This window comes from Enterobacter sp. EC_50 (assembly GCF_019584525.1).
In the GTDB taxonomy this organism is placed as follows: Bacteria; Pseudomonadota; Gammaproteobacteria; order Enterobacterales; family Enterobacteriaceae; genus Enterobacter; species Enterobacter roggenkampii.
Window position 1 is genome coordinate 52,869 of sequence record NZ_VDAF01000024.1, and the last position, 18,424, is coordinate 71,292.

Consider the following 18,424-nt stretch of genomic DNA (forward strand, 5'->3'; position numbering starts at 1 on the left):
TGTACCTCAGAGTAATCGGCCAGTTCAAAAAATACCGAAACTCATTGTCGTGCAACCCTGCCGGTGCATCATCGTCGTCAATACGCGCCAATGAGCGATCGAGACGGTAGAATTCATCGCGTGCGCTAAACAGCCCTGCGTGCGGAAGGGAAAAATTGCATCGTTAAAGATGGCGACATAATGATCGCCTTCTTTACGTCTGATTCTTTATAAATTAATCATCTTTGGTTAGCTTTAAATTTAAAAAACACCTTCTTTAAGAGGATGATTTTTTATTCCACTCTAGGGATCGTCTAGCAAAAACTTAGCTGAAACAGTTTCTTTTGTCGGTACGAGCGTGAAATTATAATAAATTTCATCTCCTTCACAAACTTCATAAAATAGTGAATAAGTTTTATCATTTAATCCTAAGCTTAAATCAAATTTTTCAGTTGCTGAAGCTACTTGTAATTTATGTTGTTCCGTAACAAAAAATGGCACAACGATGCAGCGCTGAGAATTCTCATCTAAATTGAAAGATTGTTCTACTTTAATATTCACGTTTGCAACAAATGCATCATCTGGCAATGGATCAAATATTACATAATCCTTATGAAGTACAGCACCTTGTGAAATATTTCCTTTCCCCCACTGACTCAGTTTCTCATCATAGTCTCGGGATCGTAACAATATTTGACTATGCGAAATCAGTAGATTAACTATTTGTATGTTTTTATTGTTCATTACCTTACCTCGATTTTTATTCTCGTTACACCTGACTGCTCTGATAAAAACGTTACCAATATTACACCCTGCACCACAGTTACTGCTCTTTGATATCCGTCATCTCTTGCCAGTTTTGCTTATAAAAATTTATTGCCATATATTGAACAACTGCCTCCATATCTCCTGTTCCTCATGAGCAAGGACTCTATAATCTTGAGTCTTTCGTCTATATACCATAAAGCATGAGTCTATAGATCGAATAGAAACCGTTTTTTCTTTTCGACAACCCTCTAAAATAGATTGCATATCCTGGAGGCAATTATAATCAAGAATATATTTTTGAAAAAATAATTCCAGAAAATCCAATGCTTCATAATAAGATTGCAAATTTATCATGGTTCCTCTGAGAAAATATCAATCTTGTCGTAATTAATAACTCTATTTTCAGCATGCAGCTGTTGAACACTACCCTGGTCGTATTCAGGGTATGAACTGTGAAGCTACAGACAACATTTACTTCCTTTGACTTTTTCAATTTTAAGTAAAAAAACGCCTTCAGCCGGTAAAACAAAAGTATTTTTTCTCCCTGTACTTTGAAGATTATCAAAATGGTTGATTAGTGCTCTCCAGGATTTATTTTATGAGGGATTATCTTTCCTCTATATGGTATGTATTTCTATTACTCCAGTAAATAATTTTATATTTACCAAATTTGATGTTTTGTTCTTTATAATACTCTATTACTTCAGATGGATACCAACCAGGTCCAAATAAAAAAAGAGCACCTTCGTCAACTAACAGTCTTATTATTCTTTGTTTATTCTGTTCGTCAATTACAGGTATAACCATAAACTCATCTTTTAATGAAAAACCTATCGCCTGCATTTTTTTAATTAAACCACTTCCCAATACACGTATTTTTATACTAGTCCCAGTCACATCATTAACAACAATTGAATTATCTGGCATCTTATTCAATATACATTTACCCTTATTAATTGTAGTGAATATATTGCTAACATTCAATGGCTTCTTATGAAAGATCTTCTTCTGTTACCAATCCATTAACAAAGATGGAAAATGAATTTGTCAGATATCTTTGAAGTTTTATGTGATTCTCTTGCATAGTCAAATACTCATCAAAAGAATCTGTAGCAAAGTATACTATTGAGTAATTATCTAAATCCAGACAGAAGAAATTCCCTCCCCAATCATTTGCGAAGGGAAAAAGGTTTTTTGGGATCACTTGCCTATCCAACATGCTGACATAGCAACCATCAATTAAAGATCTAGGGTCATCATTTGTCTGACTATTATAAATAAACGGTTTAAACCCAGCCACCTCTACTGGTTCAAAATCTTCATCATCGGCCCACCAACTTTTCTCAGGAGTGCCACCATTAAATTGCAGATAATGTGAAATGAAATCATCAGGAAGAATAATAGATAATTCTTCTTCATTTTTAGCAATATCTGCACGTCCAATCTTTTTTTCACAGTTACTGAAATGATTCATATATTATTTGGCCAGATGATCAAAAAAATCGCGAATTTATTTAAGGTGTTTATGAGCTGTTGCTGTATGAAAATTAGCTTAGGAAGCCCGCCTCCCCTGATGATCAAATATTTATCAGAACATTGTCGACAAGCTCAAAGCCTGAAACCCCCATTGTTGTGTAATTTGGATATTCAGCAACAGATAAACGCCTGATTTCGTCCTCCCCATCATATAAGCCGCCAGCATGATTAAATATTTTTAATTCTTTTTTTTCTTCAGTAAGATTAGCGTGGCCAATAATTTTCCAAATGCCTTTGCTAATATTCTGATTGCCAGTGAAAACAACCTTCATCTCTTTGCCAAACTTTTCAAAAGATAAAGGTCTCAGTAAACTGTTATCTTCAAGCTCCTCCGTATTCTGTATTGATAAAATGCAGAAACCTATTGCTTGCTTAAACTTTTCTTTTGGAGCAAATACAATCTGGCAAATCGCAAATTTCCCATTACTCATCGGAATGACAAAGATGTCACCCTCTTTGTATTTTACTTTCATAAGCTATTACCTTTCAGAATTGATAACGCATCTTTCAATACTTTTCCACCCCAATTACTGTTATGACCCGCAATATCATATGTGCTAGCATTTAGGTTATAAGGACTAAATGATCTGATTTTATTTATGAGATTTTTTAAGGAGATCAATGACTTAGCTCCACCATTAAGAACCATAATCCTTTGTACCAGGAATTTAATTTCCGCTTTGGTCAAATTATTATCTAATATAATCAACTGTTTCAAATGTGATTTACCCGGTGTATTCGCATGGCTATTCAAACGAGCGGGAGCTTCCCCACGTCCTCCATAGATAATATTCTTTTCATCGTGAAGGGTTATCGTCCCGCTCTTCCCACACCAGGTTATTGCGGCAATCGTAATCCAGGCAGAGGGACCAGCGGCGCAGCGCTGGGTGTGGAAGGGGAAGATTATATCATTAAAAAATGCGATGTGATAAACTACTTTTCAATATATGATTTGTTTTGAACAAATTAACGATTTGACGTGAATTTTTCAATGTTCTGAACTAGATGATTAATAAATCAAACATTATAGCCTAAATATGCTATTACTTTCTTTATCCATGTCCAGACTTCCTAACGCTCCAATATCTAAAGAATAAATCTCATCAGTACCTTTACGCAAATTCAAAAAGTATCCCAAATCACCATCTTGACCAATCAATAAAACGTCAGGCTCCACCGATTCAATTGTGTATGTATTATTTCTTTCAAGCAAGTCAAAACAATTGAAAACATAAAGCTGTCCACCATTTGCTCGTTGAATTTCATAAGAGTAGCTATCTTTGACGTTCTCAATCATAAAGCGCTTATATTCAGAAGGTAAAGACGTGTGTATAATCTTTTCAACTTCATTTAACTGATCAATTAAATCTTGCTTTTCCATATCGGCTTACCTATAAATGAATAAATCCTATATTAGGATAAATATTATCTCCATTAGGTTCACATTTATTGATGAATTAGTTGTAATTATTAATAAGGGCAATTATTGTTTCTTTCCTGAAACTAACCAGTCATTAATTGCATAATAAAAAATGGAATAAAAACCCAATTTTTCTTATCAATGCTCTATATATTCAGTGCAATGGTTAAAGATTGATAGAATCTTTATTTATAAACACCAAGCTCTTCAGATCATGAAATTAATTCATCTTGTAAGGAGCCTTGTACTTCATCGCCGTCATATTCAAGTTTAAAATCCCCATCAATATTTGGAGGGAAACGTGAACCATCGATTGTTCCGAGAACAGTAGAAGTTGTATCTACAATGACCAACCTAAGGAAATTGAAAATTTTCTCCTGTTCTTCTGGGGATAGTTTATGAATTACACTTCTTGCCCGCGAATAAGGATCTTCATCACCATTTGACTTGGATAAATCAGATAGATTATCAATATAATAATTTAGCGTATCGCCTAAAAGCTCGGCAAGTAATGATCTCACAACTAACTCATCTTTATTCACATTATCTCCTACAATTACTTTTACCTTTAGGTTTTGATTTTCTCATTTCAGGATACATTGCTTTATTTTTTGCGATTAATTCCTGAAGAACGCTGTTTGCAATGTCTTGATAAACTCGCCTTAATTCTAAGATGTCTCTAGCAAGCAGTTCCCTCGCATTAGCAAATGGTTAGCCAGTTGAAGGATTAATTTTCTTCGTGAAACAATACCGACACCATCTTTTGATATAGTATGGCTTTCTTAAGGTACTAAATTTGACGGGCCAGTTTTAGGATCATAACCTTCTACAAAATCTTTCATAGTAGCTTTTTGCCCCGCTTGATGAGCATCAAGTCCTGTGTTACCTCGCAAAACTATATCTCTCAAATCAGTGTAGACGTAGGTCAGCGGCACGTCTCCATGCAGTTCCTTCAGCAGGCTGAACCCTTCCCGGACAAACCAGGTGGTCACCAGCTTACCGGCGGGCTGTCCGCCCAGCACCTGGCGACTCGTTGGCGGGTAAAACATCCCGGCGATGCAGAAGCCCGAGGAGGTCGTACTCGCTGCGGGTGGTCAGCAACTACGGGGGCTATCCTGAGGTTGGGGTTATTCATCACGAGTATAATGACCGATTATGGAGGTTAAGAGTAAGCAAAGTGCAAAAAAGCAAGCAAGGTGCGTTCAGAAGGAAAAAGAAAATTGTTAAAAATGACTATGTGATGAACTACTTGTATTATTCTATTTTTTCATTCAAAGATAAACTCCCTCTTCTAATGAGTTTTCAGTAGTCGTTGTTTTTGCAAAGGAAATTAGAATATTTGAATCTTGCTTTTTATATTTAACTTCGTAACTACCAGGTTCGAAAGTAATAAACTCACCTGAAATGGCATCTGAGTCGTCAGGCTCAAGATCTCCGCCAGTGACATCTTCTCCCGCCCCAATGAAAACCTTTCCAGAAGGTACGTTTAAAAATAGCGACCCGGTACTTTCATCAACATCTCTTTTAATATGGACTTTATAGGTTCCATCATCTCCAAGATTGAGAAATAACACATTACCTTTATTTATTTCTTCAACTTCATCTTCTGGAAGGCTCCACCAATCTACATCATCGTTAAGTCTATGTTTTAGTGACATTAAATCATAAATCACAATTGTTGCTGTATTTGTTTGGACATGTATTATTGCATGCATAATTTTCAATACTTAATCTTTTATGAAATAATTAAAAACACTATTATGTCAAGTTATAATCTGTAGTATCAATCCCAACTCACATTTCAGCGTTATATTTTTTGAGGATTCCAGTCAGAGTAATCAGCTACACGGATTTCATTAAGAACGAGATCCAGTGGAACATGTGCAATGCTATCTGCGATTTCATCATAAGGCGCTGGCAACTCAAATGAAAAACCAAAGTCGTCATTTATAATAATGAAACCATTAAAAATGCGTTGTTTATTAGTCAAGTCGATTATTTGCCTCATCGTTTGACCTGTTTGTAATATGTTATTATACCTCCCCTTATAGCTTACATTACAACCAATCGAAATGATCGTTCCATCTTCAAGGGTAGCGATTGTGATAGTGTCATCTACAATATATGCAAGCCTTTTCTCATCATCAGGCAAAAAATAATCAAAGTAATTTACCTTAAACCCGGTATATAACTCATTCATATATTTACTTATATTTTCACCCAAAAAAACGTTACCTAGCGCTCTCCCTGATAAAATATCAGCATTAAAATCAATCATTTACACCCTTCCATTCGGAAAAAGAATTAAATTATAGTAAATTCCATCTCCTTCACAATTCAGCACAATGGTTAAAGATTAACATGATGCATCTACCATTGCACACTCAAAAAAAATGGTATGTTGGAAATATATTTTTACCCTTTAGAGATTACAATGCTCCTATGATCTGTCTCATTTTTTATCCATAACATTTCATCTTGAGGTAACGATCCATCACTACAGAAATCAACAAGTTCACCTTGCCAATCATCAGGAACATATTTGTGATAATGCATACTTTCGAGATATTGGGAATATAGTTTTTTATTATCAAAGTCTATAAACAAATCTGGCATTAGATCATATATATCCCACCAGGTGGTTTTTTGCGAAAGCCTATTATAAAACTCCGCAGCTATATCATCCTTATTATATAAATAAGCATCTTTAATTAAACCATCAATGAATATCTTTGCGTTTTCTTCATTTACAACTGGTATGTTATATCTTTCCTTATGGATATCCTGTAGGTTTATTTCTATCCCACTTTTCACAAAATCTTCTACCCATTTTGCTCTGTCTAAAACCCACATTTCTTTAAAGGCCACGAACCAATAAAATCTTCCTTCGTTCTTTATTATCACAAGGAGTTCTTCATCTTTATTAATATTCATATTATAACCGATTTTACACTCCCCGAGACTGGAATCGCTACTTCTTCAAGCCATTCAGCCCATATTGATGGTAATTAATACGATCTAACTGGCGTTGTCGGCTCCACACGCTTAGGAGTTAATCTCCCTTGATGTAACGGATTAGTACGATAACCAACCAGAGGTATTACACTTCCTTCTTTTAAATCCGCCATCCGCTTAGGGACTTTAAAGGAGAAGATATTTGCCTCGCTCATGTAGATATTTTTAAAAGTTACAATATGACCCTTTTACCACATGAATTATCCGTAATACTTGGCGGAAATAACAAATTATTTTTTCCAATAAAGTATCCTCTGGTTAAGAAAATAATCCGCATGATTAATAGAGGCATCCGCCAAGGTACGGTATGAGAGATACCAAGTTTTCAACTTACAACGAGCAAACCGTAAATCTATTGTCCTGCCATAGTTTTGCCTTTAAGAATCGAGTGCTCTACAGCGGTTTGAAAATCCAAACCTAATGCCCCCGACAGTGATCTAACATTAATGCCTTAAATCGAATATATTAAATTAAAACGCATTCGAGCTTCATTTTTTCAAGGCTGATGTCATATTCATTGCCAACCACCTTAAATATCTCGTCTTCATTCACAAAAAAACCTCTGTACACTATAGAGGAAATTATTTGTCTAAACATATCTGAAGAAACATGTCTTCTTAAACTTTTTAGATCTGTCAAATTATTTCTAACAATATAATACGAATAATTCATTAGAATGAAATTTGATATTAGTAAATTCTTCGTGGATTGATACTTGTCAAAACACTGTTCCAAGGCTCTATAAATTGTTTTTTTAGATTTCTCATAAGTATTAATAAAACTATCAGGATCGCAAAGGTAGCAGTTTTTATCATTAAAAGACAGGTGATTTCTATCGTTGTTCGCAACAAACAAAAAATTCAACACTGATGATTGATAATGTTTTATAGACTTAATATCTTCAAAGTTTTTCTTTTTTTTAAATTGTACATAAAATTGCTCAAGCAAAGACAATATTGAGACATTACCATGCTGAGAAGTATTTATACAAATCCCATCTTTAGTAATGCATAGCAAATTATAAGAGTCATCATCCATGCCCATTTCAAAACACAAAAATCTTAAAAAAAAGCTTTTTGCTTTTATAGCGTAATCTTCTTCGTTATCTTTTAAAGAAAATAGTTGATAGATATAAAACAAGATAAAGATATCTTTATCTATACGCTGTCGGTTATCTATTTGAAAAAGATAACCTAATCGAGAAAGGAAAACTTCAAATGCATACTTACCATCTTCACTTAGGCCTAACTTGTTTAACGCACGCTGAAACATAACTTTAGGAAAGCAAGTTTGCCAACGACTCAACTCTACATGCTTCCCATTTACTTTTTTAAAACAAACGGGGAAAAGGTCCGGTTCATCCTGAAAATAGATATATTTTCCAAAACTTTCAATCTCTGCTCTCGCATTAGTGAAGTGTTCAATTTTATGTATAAACATTTCAAAAATCATTACGTAATCCTCTTACCACATTTCTTCCAATTACCTTTAGCATCTTTCTTTTCAATCTGGAATGAAGTGATTTTATCATTAAAACGAGGAAGGATATTTTTAACCAGGGTTAAATCCTGGTCGGCTATCATGATTAACCCATATGGCTTTATCACCTCGATTATTTGGGACCAATCCACCTTTACCACCGCGCTCAGAAGCTGATGCAATCGCTTCATCTTTACTCGTATAGCGTATAACTTCCTCTTGTTTTAATCCCAGAAGGTCTATTCGCGTAAGACTATTTGCACCATACAGGTAAAGATTTTTCTCCCCCGCCAGCCCTATCGGGTCCTTCTGCGCAAACCGTCCGCAGTCCGGGTCGTAATACCGGAACAGATTGTCGTGCAACCATCTCACAATGCAGGTGTTGACCCTGCATCCGCAGGTTCTGGGAATATCCTGATCCCTGCGTCTCGCTTTCCCGCAACAGCTTGCCCCAGGCGCTGTTCACCCCTTCCCAGCGCACCTGCCCTTCGATATCCGTCATCCGCTCTGGCGTGCCGTTCGGCTGGCAGTGGAACCAGAAGATCTCCGGGGCATCAACACCGTCAATACGCGCCAGCGGGTCGTAGCTGTCCTGGTCGCTGTAGACATAGGTCAGAGGCACATCTCCGTGCAGTTCCTGCAGCAGGCGGAACCCTTCCCAGACAAACCGGGTGGTCACCGGTTTGCCGGTTGGCTGACCGCCCAGCATCTGCTGGCGCGTTTTGCTGATGCGGCGTCCGAGCGGGTCGTAGCGGAAGCTGACCTGCATCTGCGGCCTGTTGCGATCCCGCGGCTGGCTGATAACCTCCGTCAGGCGGTGTTCGCCGTCGTACCGGTAGTGCCAGCGCGTCTGGCCGTTATCCTTCTCCACGGTGCGGCCGTGGATGTCATAACGCCAGCGAATGCCGTTCAGCTGCGTCAGGCGGTTGTGCGTGACCTTCTCAGCAGAACCTTCCAGCGGGTTACCGGCTGCATCCCAGCGCCACTGCTCCTGGCCAGGCAGCGTGCCGTCCTTAACGAGCAGGCGACCGGCGCTGTCGTACTGCCAGCGATACCAGTTAAACGGGTTATCGTCCCGTACTTCCCGCACCAGGTTATTACGATAATCGTACTCCAAGCGGCGAGACCAGCGGCGCGGCGACGGGCGCTGGGCATTGCCGGTAAAGTTGTCCCATCGATAAAGATAACATCGTTAAAGATGGCGACGTAATGAACTTATTGTTTAACGTTTGATTTGTTTTGAATGAAAAAAAACCAAGCTTTGGGATGGTTTTTTTCAATATGGGGGACTCATTACGCCCCCCGAATACTACTTATAATTGAAGTGGTTTATAACTTATAATTTTATCCGCAATTTCTTCTGCGCTAAGTTCTTCATAATAAATATAATTAGCTGCCTGAGGATCTGCGACACTTCTACAAAGGAGGTCGATGTCATTATCAGCTTCTTCTTCTGTCCCTTCGCTGTGTTGGATTTTCCTTATTAGCTCGATAAGCACTTGTCTTTGCATATTATACCTCAAAAATGATAAGCACGATCTTAAATGTCAAGGTGATATCTTGTTGTAACGATTACTTGATTATCAATCCCGCCTCCATGTTGGATAGGGGTTCTCTGGTGTATGACATAAGATCTATTTTTCCCGCTCCACTGTGTATCATGCGCTACTGGAGCTTTTCCGCCCCGCATTCCAGAAACGACAGAGCGTGGGCTTTTGTCAAGGCATTTCGAATTGGTTGCTTAATTAAGCGAACTGCTCATCATTATTAAAATCATGTTCTATATATGTCATTTTCCCTATAATAATTTACTTCATCGATAAACCATTTATTCCCATGACCTCCACTATTTTTATTCTTCACAATATAGTTCAAAGAACTGACTAACATCCATCCTTTCAAAGAAAAAGTTTCTACTGCTAAGGGCATTTCCAGATCCTCTTCATCAAGATATATTTCGTCATTCTCCAAACTTTGGATATAATCCCAAGGAATATAAAAGAAGTGAGTACCTTCAGGCCGTGCTTCCCATGTGTTTATATTAGTATAAATCCATTCACCAGGCTCTAACTGAGAAAGACTTGCTATTAATTCATCTATAGATGTATATGTATTCATTATACCCTCACAATTATCTGCATCGAGAACCACCCTCCCCAAGTTTTTCTTCCACCATATACTTTCGGGTGATAATCCAGATGCTTAGAGTTATGATCTGGCCCATTAACCAATTGTAACAACCCACCAACTCGCTCATGATGATGCCAAGTTGTTTCCCAACCAGAACCTGTTGGAGCTGTTCTTAGGAACGCGCCACGCTTACCTGTCGAAACCTTTTCAAATATTCCCGGGAATTTTTCCTCAAGGGAAGCTCTATATGATGGGTCATTATTCATTTTATAATATAATTGTCTGTTCGCTTCCTGGAAGTGTTTTCCGTCACTCATTCTAAACATGTTTTTAGGTAAATTTTTTTAATATTGACTTTATAGGCGCCATCATCCCCAAGATTGAGAAATAATACATTCCCTTTATTTACCTCTTCTACTTCATCTTCTGGAAGACTCCACCAATCTACGTCTTCATTAATTCTATGCTTTAATGACATCAAATCATAAATAACTAAAGTGGTAGTATCTGTTTGTATGCTTATGATTTTTCTCATTGCGTTAGCAAAGGCCAGAAATACCTTCCCGGACTAGCCTATTAGTTAACAAAGCTTTCTATAGATTTTATAATGCTTTTACAGAATTGAATCGACTCTTCACCGACTGGTATATTCTCAGTCGGCGATTCAATTGGCACTCCATGCTGATCATATATTTTATTTCTGACAGGATTTTTAAAATAATGCTGTGGTAAAATATCCACTTCGCTCGTTTCGATAGTTTTAAACGTTACTAAATAACCGTTTTTCCAACATGAATTATCAGTAATAATTGGTGGCAATAGCAAATTATCTTTTGCCAATACAGCATCTTCTTGAAGCGAAGGTGTAAAATAGTCATATATATATATAACTATAGCATTTTTGAATGGGCCAACATCTATTTTACCCAGGGCGACCATACCATAGCCTAATCGACCATCATTTAACTGAAAGTAAAAAACATCGCCTTCTTTTGGCCACTTTTTTTGCTTTTCATTTCCTGACACTACTGTAAGTCTGTCGGCCATTTTACATTAACCCCATTGTTTTTAAGCCAGTTTCCACCCCACAAAACAGCATCCGAGTATAACTTTCTTGTAGGACTTATGCCTATTGATAGAATATTCAAAATGGGAATTATTGTGAATAACTGCTTATTCTATGCTCCGTGCATGACCGCGATTTAGCGGTTCTTCAGTGATTCTAAATCCTAAATACACATGGGTATTATTCCCACCTTTTGCCTTTCTTTTAATCCAGTCAGCAAATGACATGTTTCTCACTGACCGTTTAGGGCTTCCATTTTTGCAAGCGGTTAAACCTATAGGATTCCCCCAGCGCATTCGGCGCATACTGGTTAAGATTTATCCCCCCGCCAGCCCTATCGGGTCCTGATGCGTAAACCGTCCGCAGTCCAGGTCGTAATACCTGAACAGATTGTCGTGCAACTCTCTCACAATGCAGGTGTTGCCCCTGCATCCGCTCGTTCTGGGAATATCCTGATCCCTGCATCTCGCTCTCCCGGAGCAGCTTGCCCCAGGCGGTGTTCGCCATCGTACTGGTAGTGCCGGATCTGGCCGTTATCCTTCTCCACGGTACGGCCGTGGATGTCATAGCGCCAGCGAATACCGTTCAGTTGCGTGACCCGGTTATGGGCAATCTTCTCTCCAGCGACCTCTAACGGGTTACCAGCCGCATCCCAGCGCACCTGCCCTTCGATATCCGTCATCCCCTCCGGCGTGCCGTTGGGCTGGCAGTGGAACCAGAAGATCTCCGGGACATCAACGCCGTCAATACGCGCCAGCGGGTCGTAGCTGTCATGGTCGCTTTAGACGTAAATCACCGGCACGTCTCCATGCAGCTCATGCAGCAGGCGGAACCCTTCCCAGAAAAACCGGGTAGTGAGGGGCTTGCCGATTTGCTGTCCGCCCAGCCTCTGCTGGCGCGTTTTGCTAATGCAGCGTCCGAGCGGGTCGTAGCGGATACTGACCTGCGTCTGCGGCCTGTTGCGATTCCGCGGCTGGCTGATCACTTCCTTCAGGCGGTTGTACGTGACCTTCTCTGCAGATCCTTCAAGCAGGCAACCGTCCCGCTCTTACCGTGCCAGGTTATTGCGGTAGTCGTATTACAGGTAACTTTAATACCCACGGGAGGGTTAACTTCGCTGATCATAAACATTGTACATTGTAGAGAGAGATGCCTCGACGATACGGTAAATCAGGAAAGCCGTAATCGCTGTGACCATACTGAATATCCCCCCTCTGTCGTAGTTGGATTGCTTCAACTCGCGGTCATCTCGCAGCGTAAATGACTAACAATTGCAGTGGGGATAATACTTTACTAAAAGTTGATAACTCACACGTAAAAAAATCAATAATAAAAATTCAAATGGCGTGCATAAAACATATATGCATTTATTAGCTCTACATCTTTATTCTCGTCAATCCCAACGCTCGTCCAGATAAGGTGTGATACCTTCAATTGTAAGAAAGTTTGATTGACAATGGAAATTTAATTTTTCATCTGTTATAGATATTTTACTATAATTTTCTGTTGAAATAATTACAGGAGAGCAAACAAAACCCACCTTCATTCCTTTAACATCAAGTTCAACTACATCCCCAAATGTCAACACAATACAAAGGGTATTGAATTCACTCTCTTCCCATTTTTTTGGGTAGCAAGATGGGATTTTTCTTGTAAAAAATCGACATGAAATATCAGAAAACCTTTCGAAGGTAAAACCATCGAACTCGACTAATTCCATGCTTAACTCCCCATCAAACATGAAATTAATTTTTTCTTTCCCTATTGCGTTGTCAAACCACATTTATTAACTCTCGAAATTATAATGACCATGACTACCCGGAACGCTACCTGTATTCAAATTTTGTGGCGGCCTAACAGTGAAATGAGGTTCAGCACCATGACCTGAGGTTGCTTTATCATGCCCTAAACTATGTTCCTGGATAAAAACAGGCTTGTTATTTGAGTCCCTAAATTCATATTGTCGAGTTTTTATCGGTAAACCTTTTGTATTTAGTATTTTGTTGCCTTCCCCATCTAACAGATCTGGTCTGGAATGGGCATTCTTCTCTCCAACGCCCTCTAACGGGTTACCGGCCGTATCCCAGCGCCATTGCTCCTGGCCCGGCAGCGTGCCGTCCTGAACCAGAAGACGCCCGGCATTGACGATGAAGACATCCAGGCGATGCAGGCGGCCGAGACGGTCGTACTCGCTGCGGGTGGTCAGCAGTCATAGGGGCGACAGTTCTCACGGGGGAGTTCGTCGCTGTTATACTGACAGTCTGTCGAGAACATGGTGAACAAGGAACGAAGGAAGCAGGAAAATGCGTGCCAGAGAAGAAGATTACATAGTGAATGGGACGTAATGCTTCACTTCTTATTTAACGTTTGATTTGTTTTGAATGGTATAAATTACTGTTCTTACGCCTTCTTACGCAGATAGAACTCAAGATATTTTTTAGGTCTATCCTGAAAAGCACGCTCTTTGCCGTAGTTATAAGCATCGTTAAAATATTTATACGCTTCATCGAATTGATTCAACTCGTAACAGACCATACCCAAGTCGATTAACGGTGCAGTGTCTATATCCGATCCACGTGTCCGTAAAGCCGTCTCTCCCCATTTCTTTGCCTCAACGTAATCCGCAAGATCAAAATATGCGCTGTACATGCATGCAGAGATCCAGTTGGCAAATTCTGATTCGGACTTTGGTTCAGGAAGAGCTTGCGAGGCCTTTTGGTATTGTTCTAAAGCCTCGGCGTATTTTTGGCTGTCGTGTAACTCGTTTCCTTTTTCAATAGTATTTGTTATAGATATTTTCATATTCAAGCGCCTGTCCTTTTAATTAAAAATCCTTTTCTAAGCAACAATCGAATTCAATAAAATGCATTGCTAAATTATCATTTTATATTATGAAATTATTACATTGCAATCGATCATCTTATAGCAAATCTTTTTAAGTATCAATGACTCTATAACATCCCAATCACCTCCACCGAGGCCAGCGCCTATTCTTGGCATTTGTACTGAAAGGCGATTTACTAAAGCAAAGTCAGATAACTTTTCAAGACAAACTTCCAGGGATGCATAACATACGTATTGATTTTTGTCATTGACATTTTTCTTAATACCATCTTGTGCATACATATTAGCAATAAATATCTGTTCTTTAGCATCAACCAAGACAAAATCAACCGTACCTAATTCTGGGATGTTATTTCCATTGAAGCTATTGAGATAGTATTCCTTTGCAGAAGGATATTTATTTGAAAGAGACAGAACAAAGCCTTTACCCCATTTCCCTTTATTATTCACAATGTGAGCAATAACTATGGATTTTTTCAAAGGTTCCACAGCATTTCCAGACAAGAGCTTTATTTGTTTTTTTTCTTGCAATGAACTCGTTGTTGTTTTCCAGAAAGTTTCAAATTCCTCATTCGAAATTTCTTCAGTATCACTTAAGTCCAGATCGTTTTTTTTACCATCATACAGCAGAAAACCAACTTTCTCGTTTTTATCTAGCAAAGAGGAAGATGCATAACAATCGCCATCTATAATATTTATTTGCCGTGTGGCCACCTCCCCTATGAATTCATTGAGAATAATTCCTTCACCTGCAATAAAATCAACGTTACCTTTATAGTATTTTTTCACATCAACCACAACTCCTCGCACTTTTAACAATTCTTTCGGAGACATCAAGATCTTTTGTGTTTAAGATAAAGAATGTATTTTTCCGGGGTTCAATTACATCCAGGCCAGTAACATCTAGGTCAACAAAATGGCTTATACCTTTTTATTTTCTCGCTTAGGATGGCAACTGTCCAATTTATATTGGAAACACTATAATATAGTCATATAAGTAACTTCAATTGAATCATATATTTTACCAGTTCTCCACTTACAATTCATGAGGGTCTAAGCAATAGTGGCAGAGAATTGTTCCTGTTAGGTTATGAGGGTCATAAGCAGCATCAACATGTCCCCACTCCCTTGATACAGGAAGAACAATAGTAGATTTAGTTTTGAACCATTCCCTTAAACATCGGGTGACTTTCCCTTCGGGTCTATTCTGTTTTCCCATCAATAATTTTTCTGGGGCGAAGCGCCAACTACGAATTATTGAGTTAGGATCATTGGGAACCAAGAAGTCAATTATTAGATATATATCTCCGAACTCATGGTCACCTTTAAGGATAGTTCTGTATGAGACTATTTTATTGTCTTTTTTTTTCAGGCCACCCCTCCCACCTTACATTTGTATTATTAAACAACTCTGTCTTAGTAACTCTTGGTCCTAATAGAACCCTTTTATTAAATTTAAGAACACCAGTTTCTGCGTCAAAATTCATTTTACATCCCAATATCAAATGGAAGACCAATAGGTTCCAGAACTTTTTTATAATTCGAAAGGAAGAATTGGGTACCGCCACCGCTTCCTAACATTTCAGTATCTGGTGACAAAGCTTGTCCCGTACCAGCAATAGCATCTCGTTTGACTCTATACATCTGAATCTTACTTCTAAACCCATATTTTTCATGAGGTAGAACTTGTAAACTTTCCCATAATTTTTGTCGACTACCATTAGCAGCTTCTAAAGTGGCTTTGTCGAAATAAAATCCTGACTGCCCAGGTGCTCCACCATAAACAATATCGCCTTCTTTAAGCATTGTGTTTGACCAAGAATAACGGCCTTGATAAATCCCTCTTCCTTGCCACTGCCTACCAAATGCCGCCTGGTTATGGTCATTTTATCGAGTCGGTGCACACTTCGCTTTCAATCCTAATGGATCAACCCAATTCAACGGATTAGTGGCGTAAACGTAAGTATTTATACCGCCATTAAAACCTATCGGGTCATCGGAACGATTCGGACGCCATCATACTTTTTAACACGTTAAATAATAAAAAGCCGGGAAGATTTGATGCTCTTCCCGCCCAATTATCATTGAATATTATTCATAAACTCTTGCAGCCATTAAAATATCTGCAATAAATGTCCAGTTAACATTTTCTGGAACAGGTAATTTTTGATTTAAATAATATCCATCCATATCTTCAACCCAAGATGCCATCGATTCAAAATATGAGGGTAAGTCTTTGCTCTCCCACTCACTTAGATTATTTCTGGAATTTGAAGATAAATTCTCAAGAAATTTAATAAAATCGTCTCTAGTATTTATTCCTTTAGTATTCATAACAATATTACTCCAGTACTTTTTTATTCCATCACCCAATTTGAGAATAATCGACTTACCATCTGTTTTTGTTGTCATTTTCCACATCAGATCAGCAACTTCACTAGGTGAGGCCCATTTAAATGGAACTCGTTTCCTTTTTCTACAAGAGATGAAACTTTTTCATCAAATTTATCGAAACCGTTTTTCATATGCTTATTCATTATCAATCGAAAAGAGACCTCCTTGCCTATATAAAAGTGGTTTTAAGCGAAAAATGTTGTCAGAAGTAAGGAGGGTTCTAAAAGTGTTAGTTTTTATTATTAACCTAGCCAAAAAAGAATTGCTTAAAACCTTCTGCCTCAACATCCTTAAGCTTGCTTTTTAGCATTAAATCGATATCTTCCAGAAAGTCCTCTCTGAAATTAAAATCATCATCTGTAGCATCACCATCATATTTACTTTGTTCTATCTCAATGGCAGAACAAAAAGCATCCAAAAAGTCGGCTAACGAATTGGAAATAAAAAATTTCTTTTTTGAATACTACCATAAACAGGAGATGTGATATTTTGGGTATCACAAAAAAGAACATCTCCATTTCGTTCAGCAAAGATTATATATTCATCGCGCCAGGTCGTGTCATTTTGAACTCGCCAGCCTGATAACATTTTATTAAGCTCTTGGGGCTCAACAATCTGTATAATGAATGCACCATCAAATGTTGGGTGGTCATTTAAAATCAAATGGCTATAAAAAAATCGAATTTCACCATTTAAATTTACAGGAAAAGAAGTTTCATTTTCATCGTCTGCATAGTCTATCTCTCCCATATTTAAATCATTCATTTTGAATTTGTTGACAAAGTCATGGATAGTATTTTTTATACGCATTATTCCTCTTTAAGAGTTAACATTATTGGCTACTCTGAAAATTACTATATCCATAGTTGAAAATGTACTCATAATCCAAAGAAGTTCTTCGCGCCATTAAAAAAGAAAAACAAAGAATCAATAATGTCACGACACCCTTCAATATTAAGGTAGTTTATTGCCCTTTCTTTTACGATTTGAGTCTATTTCGTAGAAATAATCTTCACAGAAAACGTCTAAAGCATTTTCCAGTGGAACAAGTTTCAACCCCCGGAATCCTTTACTGTCTATAACTTCCTTGACCTCTTGTTTAACAATGATAAAACCACCTAACAATGTGTCGTTCAACGAAAGTATATCATTTTCTAGCGCATCATCCTTGAATTCTATTTTAAAAGGTATGGTATCTCCGAACTTATCCTCTTCGAGAATAGATTTATCCTTATCTATAACATCGCCGCTTGGAAAATATACATATTTAAAATCATCCCGAAGAACTTGACCATTCCCAATCGAAACTGGTGTTATATCTCGGCCAAAAAAAACATTGTGCTTATAATTTTCAAAAATTGAAAATAAAGACTTATCCATCAAGTGTCCAAAGTCTTTTTTATAATAGTCAAATTTCAAAGCCCCAACATTTTTATTGCACAACAAATAAATATGGTCTGGGCATGCATCGTCTGTTATTCGATAAGGGAAGGAAAAGGCAGAGCCTTCTATTTCCCAGTTTTCATTAACCTGTAATCTTTCATCAACCATGCCCTGTAAATTTCTTGGCATGAGTGATGATTCAAAGTCATTCATGATCACATAATAGGACATTAATTCATTCCACTGATTTTTTTGTGGGAACATGACCCATCCAAATTTTATTCTTCATATCAATCTAAATAGCTGCGCCTAATACCGCTACACTTTTGCCTGACCATGTTTTCCTCCGGGGAATGGGCTGGCGGTTTCCATAAAATGGCGGACCTTTTTCAGTAACTGCCACATTGAGC

General features: G+C 38.0%; 28 protein-coding genes and 4 pseudogenes. 1 reads left to right on the forward strand and 31 read right to left on the reverse strand.

Features of this window, described 5'->3' with window-relative positions; genetic code table 11:
* Positions 1 to 282: 282 nt before the first annotated feature.
* The 5 genes from comJ to FHC48_RS18575 all read right to left on the reverse strand — a co-directional run bounded on the left by comJ (position 283) and on the right by FHC48_RS18575 (position 3,001).
* Complete coding sequence (gene comJ, locus FHC48_RS18555) at positions 283 to 723, reverse strand: competence protein ComJ (RefSeq protein ID WP_059363562.1); 441 nt, start codon at positions 721 to 723, stop codon at positions 283 to 285.
* A gap of 630 nt (positions 724 to 1,353) precedes the next feature.
* A complete protein-coding gene (locus FHC48_RS18560; protein WP_065366452.1) occupies positions 1,354 to 1,674 on the reverse strand; it encodes a hypothetical protein in 321 nt (106 codons plus the stop codon).
* A 64-nt stretch (positions 1,675 to 1,738) separates the two neighbouring features.
* A complete protein-coding gene (locus FHC48_RS18565) occupies positions 1,739 to 2,221 on the reverse strand; it encodes an SMI1/KNR4 family protein (RefSeq protein ID WP_023292200.1) in 483 nt (160 codons plus the stop codon).
* A gap of 103 nt (positions 2,222 to 2,324) precedes the next feature.
* The gene (locus FHC48_RS18570) at positions 2,325 to 2,756 is read right to left on the reverse strand and encodes an immunity 26/phosphotriesterase HocA family protein (protein ID WP_059363253.1); all 432 of its coding nucleotides are present in this window, start codon (positions 2,754 to 2,756) and stop codon (positions 2,325 to 2,327) included.
* The gene (locus tag FHC48_RS18575; protein ID WP_220420564.1) at positions 2,753 to 3,001 is read right to left on the reverse strand and encodes a hypothetical protein; all 249 of its coding nucleotides are present in this window, start codon (positions 2,999 to 3,001) and stop codon (positions 2,753 to 2,755) included. The genes FHC48_RS18570 and FHC48_RS18575 overlap by 4 nt, the downstream gene beginning before the upstream one ends.
* A gap of 24 nt (positions 3,002 to 3,025) precedes the next feature.
* Here FHC48_RS18575 and FHC48_RS18580 point away from each other — a divergent pair, with 24 nt between their 5' ends.
* Positions 3,026 to 3,244, forward strand: a complete 219-nt coding sequence (locus FHC48_RS18580) for a hypothetical protein (protein ID WP_145975203.1) — start codon at positions 3,026 to 3,028, stop codon at positions 3,242 to 3,244.
* 63 nt (positions 3,245 to 3,307) lie between these two features.
* On the opposite strand, the gene FHC48_RS18585 is transcribed toward FHC48_RS18580, so the two are convergent.
* From FHC48_RS18585 to FHC48_RS23530, 26 genes and pseudogenes are all read right to left on the reverse strand, one after another.
* Complete coding sequence (locus FHC48_RS18585; RefSeq protein ID WP_059363255.1) at positions 3,308 to 3,664, reverse strand: SMI1/KNR4 family protein; 357 nt, start codon at positions 3,662 to 3,664, stop codon at positions 3,308 to 3,310.
* Positions 3,665 to 3,915: 251 nt separating this feature from the next.
* The gene (locus FHC48_RS18590) at positions 3,916 to 4,245 is read right to left on the reverse strand and encodes a hypothetical protein (RefSeq protein ID WP_072253835.1); all 330 of its coding nucleotides are present in this window, start codon (positions 4,243 to 4,245) and stop codon (positions 3,916 to 3,918) included.
* 240 nt (positions 4,246 to 4,485) lie between these two features.
* Positions 4,486 to 4,695, reverse strand: a complete 210-nt coding sequence (locus FHC48_RS18595) for a hypothetical protein (RefSeq protein ID WP_185949894.1) — start codon at positions 4,693 to 4,695, stop codon at positions 4,486 to 4,488.
* Positions 4,696 to 4,974: 279 nt separating this feature from the next.
* The gene (locus FHC48_RS18600; RefSeq protein ID WP_032663325.1) at positions 4,975 to 5,418 is read right to left on the reverse strand and encodes a DUF6386 family protein; all 444 of its coding nucleotides are present in this window, start codon (positions 5,416 to 5,418) and stop codon (positions 4,975 to 4,977) included.
* Positions 5,419 to 5,510: 92 nt separating this feature from the next.
* Positions 5,511 to 5,981: a hypothetical protein gene (locus FHC48_RS18605; protein WP_023327667.1), complete on the reverse strand. Its 471-nt coding sequence runs from the start codon at positions 5,979 to 5,981 to the stop codon at positions 5,511 to 5,513.
* A 137-nt stretch (positions 5,982 to 6,118) separates the two neighbouring features.
* Positions 6,119 to 6,637, reverse strand: a complete 519-nt coding sequence (locus FHC48_RS18610; protein WP_220418911.1) for a hypothetical protein — start codon at positions 6,635 to 6,637, stop codon at positions 6,119 to 6,121.
* Positions 6,638 to 7,183: 546 nt separating this feature from the next.
* Positions 7,184 to 8,170, reverse strand: coding sequence for a hypothetical protein (locus FHC48_RS18615; RefSeq protein WP_023292194.1), 987 nt, complete (start codon positions 8,168 to 8,170; stop codon positions 7,184 to 7,186).
* A pseudogene (locus FHC48_RS18620) lies at positions 8,170 to 9,380 on the reverse strand (RHS repeat domain-containing protein); the annotation flags it as partial. The gene FHC48_RS18615 and the pseudogene FHC48_RS18620, both read right to left, overlap by 1 nt.
* A 130-nt stretch (positions 9,381 to 9,510) precedes the next feature.
* A complete protein-coding gene (locus FHC48_RS18625) occupies positions 9,511 to 9,708 on the reverse strand; it encodes a hypothetical protein (protein WP_023292191.1) in 198 nt (65 codons plus the stop codon).
* Between the two features lie 29 nt (positions 9,709 to 9,737).
* The gene (locus tag FHC48_RS23835; RefSeq protein ID WP_353511637.1) at positions 9,738 to 9,887 is read right to left on the reverse strand and encodes a hypothetical protein; all 150 of its coding nucleotides are present in this window, start codon (positions 9,885 to 9,887) and stop codon (positions 9,738 to 9,740) included.
* An 83-nt stretch (positions 9,888 to 9,970) separates the two neighbouring features.
* The gene (locus FHC48_RS18630) at positions 9,971 to 10,315 is read right to left on the reverse strand and encodes a hypothetical protein (protein ID WP_023292190.1); all 345 of its coding nucleotides are present in this window, start codon (positions 10,313 to 10,315) and stop codon (positions 9,971 to 9,973) included.
* Positions 10,315 to 10,644, reverse strand: coding sequence for a hypothetical protein (locus FHC48_RS18635; RefSeq protein ID WP_127913785.1), 330 nt, complete (start codon positions 10,642 to 10,644; stop codon positions 10,315 to 10,317). Before FHC48_RS18635 ends, FHC48_RS18630 begins: the two co-directional genes overlap by 1 nt.
* Positions 10,641 to 10,862 carry a DUF6386 family protein gene (locus FHC48_RS18640; RefSeq protein WP_373276174.1) on the reverse strand — a complete coding sequence of 74 codons (222 nt, stop codon included), beginning with the start codon at positions 10,860 to 10,862 and terminating at the stop codon, positions 10,641 to 10,643. Before FHC48_RS18640 ends, FHC48_RS18635 begins: the two co-directional genes overlap by 4 nt.
* Before the next feature lie 41 nt (positions 10,863 to 10,903).
* Entirely contained in the window at positions 10,904 to 11,374 is a 471-nt protein-coding gene (locus FHC48_RS18645) for an Imm26 family immunity protein (protein WP_220418912.1), read from the reverse strand.
* 304 nt (positions 11,375 to 11,678) lie between these two features.
* A pseudogene (locus FHC48_RS23840) lies at positions 11,679 to 11,901 on the reverse strand (RHS repeat-associated core domain-containing protein); the annotation flags it as partial.
* A gap of 144 nt (positions 11,902 to 12,045) precedes the next feature.
* Positions 12,046 to 12,423: pseudogene (locus FHC48_RS23845) on the reverse strand (RHS repeat protein); the annotation flags it as partial.
* A gap of 363 nt (positions 12,424 to 12,786) precedes the next feature.
* A complete protein-coding gene (locus FHC48_RS18660; RefSeq protein ID WP_023292188.1) occupies positions 12,787 to 13,176 on the reverse strand; it encodes an Imm50 family immunity protein in 390 nt (129 codons plus the stop codon).
* 3 nt (positions 13,177 to 13,179) lie between these two features.
* Positions 13,180 to 13,646, reverse strand: a pseudogene (locus FHC48_RS23700) (HNH/endonuclease VII fold putative polymorphic toxin); the annotation flags it as partial.
* A 147-nt stretch (positions 13,647 to 13,793) separates the two neighbouring features.
* Positions 13,794 to 14,195: a hypothetical protein gene (locus tag FHC48_RS18670; protein ID WP_220420565.1), complete on the reverse strand. Its 402-nt coding sequence runs from the start codon at positions 14,193 to 14,195 to the stop codon at positions 13,794 to 13,796.
* An 87-nt stretch (positions 14,196 to 14,282) separates the two neighbouring features.
* On the reverse strand, positions 14,283 to 15,071 hold the full coding sequence (locus tag FHC48_RS18675; RefSeq protein ID WP_220418914.1) for an Appr-1-p processing protein: 789 nt from the start codon (positions 15,069 to 15,071) through the stop codon (positions 14,283 to 14,285).
* A 654-nt stretch (positions 15,072 to 15,725) separates the two neighbouring features.
* Positions 15,726 to 16,043: a hypothetical protein gene (locus FHC48_RS23520; RefSeq protein WP_248270208.1), complete on the reverse strand. Its 318-nt coding sequence runs from the start codon at positions 16,041 to 16,043 to the stop codon at positions 15,726 to 15,728.
* Positions 16,044 to 16,124: 81 nt separating this feature from the next.
* A complete protein-coding gene (locus FHC48_RS23525) occupies positions 16,125 to 16,226 on the reverse strand; it encodes a hypothetical protein (protein WP_080690917.1) in 102 nt (33 codons plus the stop codon).
* 102 nt (positions 16,227 to 16,328) lie between these two features.
* Entirely contained in the window at positions 16,329 to 16,649 is a 321-nt protein-coding gene (locus FHC48_RS18685) for a hypothetical protein (RefSeq protein WP_239519696.1), read from the reverse strand.
* Between the two features lie 408 nt (positions 16,650 to 17,057).
* The gene (locus FHC48_RS18690) at positions 17,058 to 17,441 is read right to left on the reverse strand and encodes a hypothetical protein (RefSeq protein ID WP_248270209.1); all 384 of its coding nucleotides are present in this window, start codon (positions 17,439 to 17,441) and stop codon (positions 17,058 to 17,060) included.
* Positions 17,442 to 17,585: 144 nt separating this feature from the next.
* Positions 17,586 to 18,278, reverse strand: coding sequence for an Imm43 family immunity protein (locus FHC48_RS18695; protein ID WP_239519694.1), 693 nt, complete (start codon positions 18,276 to 18,278; stop codon positions 17,586 to 17,588).
* Positions 18,279 to 18,332: 54 nt separating this feature from the next.
* Positions 18,333 to 18,424: hypothetical protein (locus FHC48_RS23530; RefSeq protein ID WP_039391442.1), on the reverse strand; the 92-nt coding region annotated here is incomplete at its 5' end.